Here is a 6,633-nt window from a genome sequence, read left to right as displayed (position 1 = left end):
TCAGGCGTTCAGTATCCGGCGCCGATGACAGAGTGCCGCCGTAAATCAGCACCGTGCGGTGGCCTTCGAGCCACTGCTTTTCCGCCAGACCGGGGGCGATGGCGGCAATGTGCGCGGGTTCACCGGCCACCAGCAGCAGGCGGACTTTGTGGCGCCAGAAACGGGTATAGCGGCGGCGGAGATATTGTCTTAGTGAAGAAAGAGGTACATTTCGTTCCTCTGCCCCGGCCACCTCGCCTGTCAGGCGAGGGTCATGCGGCGTCAACGGGATGTCGTTTTTCTGGAAAGGGATAAGGAAAAAAATAAGCACGCTTAACGAACTGGTCAGAAAAACCGTACCCAGCAGCGAAATCCAGAATACGCGTTCACCCGTCCATTCAAAAAAAAGATGAGTTGTCTGGGCCAGAATAAACAACAGAGCCAACAAAACAACCAGGACACAGAGACCCGCTCCCGGGATGTATAAAAACCTTTTCATATTGGATTATTCCTTGCGGGCAAGTCCGGCTGCCTGAATAAAATGGGGGCGTTGCAGAGCAGTGAGGGCACGGCGCAGCAGGAAAACAGCGCCGGGCAGAGACACGGCCAGCGACAGCAGCACGCTGAACACGCCGTACCAGGAAAACAGCCAGTCCGGGAAAAAACGGGCAGTTGCTCCAAAAACCGCAATATTGAGCAATACCGCAAGGCTGAGCGACCCAGCCGGATAAGGTAACGGAGCCAATCTTACATCTTCATCATGGGTAACCGGCAGACTGTTGCCGACAACCATCGCACTGGCCTGTTTGCCATCCGCCTGTAGCAGCCAGTGGCTCCCCGGACCGTAACTGACCATCTCTGCTGCCGCAGCCACCATCAGCCATCCGGCCAGAGGCCCGTAGTTAGCGCTGATTTTCGCAAAATCGACAATACCACCGGCGGCGATATCAGTCTGCAGGGGCAAAGGTAACTCATTAACCACCCGCCCCAGCGCCTGCGCGGACGGCGCAGATAACCCACTGTGCCAGACCAGATGTTTTACCCCGGGAGGCTGCTGCGCCATATCACGTAATTCCGTCAATTCACGGGGCAATGCATCAGTATTCAGCGGCATGGCGCGAAATACTCGCACCGCATCGCGCTGTTCTGACGATTTCAGCATCGCATCGGGCAACAGCAGCAACGCACAGGCAAATTCCGGTAAGTTTTCTTCTGGCTGGCGGTAATGCAGCGCCAGCACCAGTAGTGGATAACGAGCAGTAGACAGGAATTTATTCCAGTTATTAAAAATTGACGAACTGGGTAAGGCATGAATATCTGGCATCCATGGTAATTCTTCATCTTCCCAGAGAAGGGAAAAATACTGGAGCTCCTGTTCTTTATCAGGAGCAGATGTCTGTATTACCACCGTTAACGGACCTGAAGGACAGGACTGGAAAAGTATTGTTTTAATCTGGTTTATTAACAAACGACAAAGTTGTTCAAAGCGTGAAATACCAGGAATTAAATTTTCCTCAGGAAGCAATGTTAATAAAGGAGTTTCGTCACTGTTTTCAGGCATAACACCCGCCAGTCGAGAAAGCAATTGTGGGTCTGCGGTTAATACCACACATCTGGTCACGCATAAATGCAGGTGTGCTTGATGCCGCCATGCCAGATGCATATTTCGTCGCCAGTTATTCCAGTTACGGACGCGGAAAGTCTGTATTTCCCACCATAACAAATAAAAGGTTACGGCAACAGTAACACCCACCAAAGTATATCCGGTCAGTGGTAGCCAGTAACCGCTTGCAAGCGTTGGTAAATCACCGGAGGGTGAATACAGTACCACCCGCACTAACGCGATAAATACACCGGCGAAAGTAATTGACAGGCATATCCAGGGTGACCAGGGTTGTGCATCAGGCCTCGCGGGAACCTCTGGTAATGACCAGCCCATCAACCTATCTCCACATCCGGCAAACTAGCGTAGACCACAGAACCACAGGCACTCTTACAGCCATGCACCACGATTCCCCTGCCGTTTTCCTCATAACTCATATCACATTCCACTATCGGGTTAGCGCCGTGCTCCGGGCAATACACCTGGTCATTCAGCAACATCGCGTTTTTTCCTTCAATATTAAAAGTGGACGATGCTGAAATAACTCTTCCGCCATGAGAAGTGACATCATTGATAACAACAACACGTCTAGCCATATTTACCACCTATTACTAACTGTTCCTAATATTTATTTTCACTCATGAGCCCTGCGTTCATACCAAAAAACCCATGAAACATTAATGCAATAATTACCAACCGTAAAAACCTTCATAATTAAAGTTATCGATTGACATATCAGGCAATAAAATGTCTCACACAACGACGTTCAGCTAATAAACTTTAAGTCATAGAATATGTATGTGATTAATTCCATTGCTGGTAAATACAGTAACTACTTTCAGCGATGATAATTTTTCATTTCTTCCCGATACATCGGGCTATTTCTTCGGCCTTTCTCTTCACCGCATCTTCTGCCACATCCTGCCGGATTGCCGGGGGAATATCCGGCTTATTCAGTTCGCCTGTGAAATAATAATCATCACTTTCCAACCAGTCCGCCTGCCTGCGCAATTCTGCCAGGCTTGCCCGATCCCATGAATGCCAGCAATACCCTAGCGGTAGATCATAGGCCACAACTCGACTCATAAAATGTTCATTCATTGGCAGGGTACTGTGATCGGTCGGGCGCTGAACATAGGTCCTTATATCTTCCAGCATTTCAGTTCTCGACTGTTTTTCATATTTCACCCGATCCTCTTTCGATCCCGGCCCAGGTTGATACCAGGAGGAAGGTGTTTTAGGCACCATCTTCTGGTCAAAATAACCGTATAGTGAAATGTAATAACGGTAGTCTATGTCAACGGGTCTTTTCGTCGTCGGGTTAATCTGTCCGTAGCCGTATCCTATTGAGCCAGTTTGCTTTTCAGTGCTGGCATAATCCTGGTCAAAATTTTTCAGTTCCTCAGAAGTCAGTGGTTCTGGTACCTGCGGCGCATTAACCGTCAGCATTTGTCCTTTGTCTGGTTCCAGCCAGGTCATCTTCTGAAGCACCGTGGTCGTACTGTCCCAGAATGGCTTACCATCCCCAAGATTACTGAAATGGGTTTGTGTATCCGGTGCATTTCCACACGGTGTATTACGCCCCAGCATACGGACATAAAGTGTGTCGCCTGCCAGCTTAAATAAAGAATGGGATTCACTATAATCACTTTCTTTTGTATTAGGTAACCCCTGCCAGCCAATACTTCGCAGCGGAGCCGAGCCCATCACCCGGTCATGCGGATTACAGTAAATCCACGTGGTACCGTGGTTATCGCGCTCCGGCAGTCCAGCGTGGGTTTTCCCTTCCGGCGTCCAGCTTTCGCCATCGCTGCTGACGCCTGCCAACAGGCGATCGTAGCCCTGCTGCGCAAGGCGGGTTTTGTTTTCCGCAACCTTTCTAACGATATCGGCAAACGTAGCCTCCCGGGCTTCCCTACTGATGATCTCTTTCACCGGATAGGAAATATAGGTGGTGAGTTCGTTTTCCAGCGCATAAGGTGAATTCATGACGAACAGCGCATCCGGTGCCTCAATGGCTGCTGCCGCCAGCGCAACCATTGTCCCCTGGCTGTGTGACAGCACCGTAACTGTGTCTTCAGGATATTTACTGCGGATGGTTTTTATCAGGTCCGCCAGACGCCCGGCGGCGTGCGCATAATAGTGGCGCGGCGGCGCCGCGGTCAGCAGGCGATCACGCTCACCATTAATCAATTGAGTGCTGAAGGGGATCGGCATACCCAGCACATTCGGCCAGTTGTCAAATCCCTTCTCACTCCACAGGCTGACCAATTGATTACAGCCGTTCTGGAACGGCCCGCCGCCCCAGAACCATGGGCCTTTCGTTTTGCGCTCTTCGGGAGAAAGATCATAGTAATTATCACCTTTCTTGTTTTTTAACGGAATGGCGTATCTATCGGTTTCGTTATTAGCAGCACGATAACCCCAGTAGAAGCGGATAACTGGGGAGCGGTTTTCTTTGATAATTTTCCTGGCAGGAACAATCCATTTGGTGCCATCTTTGTTCCAGTGAGCATCTGCGTATTCGTTAGCTTGCAATTGATGTACAGTATCTTTGTCAGATAACCCAAGTCGATTATTCAAACCATTACATAATGATACTTCAGCCTCTTTATACCATTCGCCTTCTGAATTAACTCCATGTACGAATATAATTAATCCAGGCAACTGCAATGGCGGTTGAACTTCCGCTTTCACTTTTATATTTTTATGGGAAGTCATTGAGTAGGAAAATGGCGTGCCATTATCGGTTGTATGCACCTCTACTTTTCTGGTTGGTGAGGATTTATTATTCATGAGAGACTATCCCTGAAAATTTTACGGGTTCTAATCGTCGGTCGCATTGCATTTTTTCCTGAAGAATTTGAGATACATCTATAGAAAGTTCTGGTTGATAAACTGGTCCAGTCACTCCGGGATAGCCTATTTTTTTGGCAGACTCTGCATTTGGGTAAAATGTCCATTTTAGGGCATAAGCATTCGTTGGCGATCGTTTAGAAGAATGATATACAATCAAATAAAATCCCTCATCCATGACTAACATATCATAATCTTTTGTATCACCTGTTGGATCCTGAGTATGGCTGCCATATTCAACGCCGTAGAGTGTTTTTCCACCATCAGTTGTGACAATGACGGCATTCATACAACCTTTATCTGCTCCCATACAAGCTGCATGATTTGTATCTATTGTTGCTGGAAATGCCAGATAATCATCACGTATGGACAACCAGAATAAACGGCCTTTAAACAGGTATCCTGAACCGTCCAATACTTTGACATGAATATCTTTTTCTTTGTTATTATAAAACGTTTGCCCATTCTCGCAGCGGGTATAATTCTCCAATGTAAAATAACGATTATTATCTATCCGGTAGATCACCTGCGGCAGACCATATACCGGTGACGGTGCATTTTTGTCTTTTTCTGTCATTACCGTTTCATGCAGGCTCCCTGCCCCCAGACCGAATGCGGCCCCTTCAGTAACGCAACCGCTTAATGAAAAAAGAGAACAGCTTAACAACACTAGTTCCAAAAATAATACGATTAATTTATTTATCATATTCTTACCCCAGTTATTTATTCAAAAGAGTCTTCATTCCATCTATTTATTTCGAGGTTGCAAGCGAATAAGGGGACAAGCATAACCAGAATTATGACTGACATATCTGCTTCGTTATCTAAAAAAATTCATAATGTGTAATTGGACAATTTAATAACGGTCCTCGCTATACAATCAGCCCGTGTGTTTTTTATAATCAAGCCCCCCCCCTGCTTCACTATATAATTGAACTTACCGAATAGAGCCTCCTGGGCGTAATAAATAGTCATCCTTACGCGCTCTATTCCCGGAACACCACTTAACAGCGGCTGGAGAAACCACATAGTTAATTTATGTGGTACATTCTTCTTCCTGTTATTTTTTCAGGATAATTTTCAGCATATCAATTGTCTGTGAATTTATAAGCGAAGAATGTCCCATCGCATTCGTCATGCCAGACATTACGTTTCCGTCCGGCAAGTGAATCTCATATTTCTGATTTGCCAGAGCCTTTCCAGAAACCGGATGAGTAATAATAAACTTCTCATCAAAACTTCCCGACTCAAACGACTTCATTACTGCCTGCATACTACCCGAACCTGCTTTCTTAATACCGGTGTTTTTTATCAGCAACTTTCCAGGACCGCCAATTTCAACATTCCCTCCTTTGATTTTGATATATCCGCCCCCGCATATCAGCGTCAGCTCATCCTGTGCCGTTATTACCAGTCTCTTACCACTCGAAATATACGTGTCCTGCGTTGACCAGGTGGTAATATTTCCGCTCTGCGCCTGAATATCAATATCCCCCTGCGATGCGAACCATTTAGCCCCCCTCTGGCTCCAGAGGCTAATTTGTTTTCCTGCTGCCAGTGTGAAGTCCTTTTGCGCACCCAGATCCAGTTGTTTACCGGCGATCAGCGTCAGATTCTCCTGCGCTGACAGCAACATATCGTCACCACTTGCCAGCGCCACGCCTTGAGAGGCCGTCGCCAGCAATATTTCCTTCTGAATCTGTTCTATTTTCTGTTGCAGCAACTTCTGTTGACGCCCCACATCTGCAGCCAGCGCCTGTGCCTGTTGTGCACCGGCAGCCAGCGACTGCATTTCCACCAGCGCCGCTGAAAGCCGCGACAACGCAGGCTCCATCGCCAGCTGCTGCCCCTGCGCTTTCATCTGCGCATCAGCGGTGATGAATATCCCTTTCCCGGCCCGTATCGCTCCGTAGCTGTCGGTACGCAGCTCGAATCCCTCCCCGCGCGGCTGTTTTCCGCCGTCCACCAGATGCCCCAGGTTCAGCTGGCTCTTGCCGCCGTACTCCGTGCTGACCTTGATGTGCTCTTTTCCCCGCGCGTCGTCGAGGCGGATTTTGTTGTTCGCCGGCGTGCGCAGCACGTTACGTTTATAGTTCCGGATGGTGACAGGGTCCGGGTGCGCCGAGTCGTGCAGGACACCGGCTATATACGGCCGGTCCGGGTCACCCTGTTCAAAGGCGATGGCCACCTCGGTG

At 48.3% G+C, this 6,633-nt stretch carries 5 protein-coding genes and 1 pseudogene; all 6 read right to left on the bottom strand.

What is annotated here, in order from left to right; all coding sequences use genetic code 11:
• Nucleotides 1–478 (bottom strand): annotated as a pseudogene (locus KO1_RS26575) (type VI secretion protein VasK); the annotation flags it as partial.
• A 6-nt stretch (nucleotides 479–484) separates the two neighbouring features.
• A complete protein-coding gene (locus KO1_RS26570) occupies nucleotides 485–1,918 on the bottom strand; it encodes a KPHS_23130 family T6SS system protein (RefSeq protein ID WP_004114150.1) in 1,434 nt (477 codons plus the stop codon).
• Nucleotides 1,918–2,178 (bottom strand): PAAR domain-containing protein, encoded by a 261-nt coding sequence (locus KO1_RS27810; RefSeq protein ID WP_024274502.1) that lies wholly within the window; start codon nucleotides 2,176–2,178, stop codon nucleotides 1,918–1,920. The genes KO1_RS26570 and KO1_RS27810 overlap by 1 nt, the downstream gene beginning before the upstream one ends.
• Before the next feature lie 259 nt (nucleotides 2,179–2,437).
• On the bottom strand, nucleotides 2,438–4,378 hold the full coding sequence (locus tag KO1_RS26565) for a T6SS effector phospholipase Tle3 domain-containing protein (RefSeq protein ID WP_024274503.1): 1,941 nt from the start codon (nucleotides 4,376–4,378) through the stop codon (nucleotides 2,438–2,440).
• Nucleotides 4,371–5,144 (bottom strand): T6SS immunity protein Tli3 family protein, encoded by a 774-nt coding sequence (locus KO1_RS26560; protein WP_004114157.1) that lies wholly within the window; start codon nucleotides 5,142–5,144, stop codon nucleotides 4,371–4,373. The genes KO1_RS26565 and KO1_RS26560 overlap by 8 nt, the downstream gene beginning before the upstream one ends.
• Nucleotides 5,145–5,498: 354 nt before the next feature.
• Nucleotides 5,499–6,633 (bottom strand): DUF2345 domain-containing protein (locus KO1_RS26550; protein ID WP_148719767.1); only part of this gene is annotated, 1,135 nt, incomplete at its 5' end.

This window comes from Klebsiella oxytoca NBRC 105695, from assembly GCF_001598695.1.
GTDB classification, from domain to species: Bacteria; Pseudomonadota; Gammaproteobacteria; order Enterobacterales; family Enterobacteriaceae; genus Klebsiella; species Klebsiella oxytoca.
Note: the sequence above shows the minus strand (reverse complement) of the source record. Positions and strands in the feature narration are given on the sequence as shown.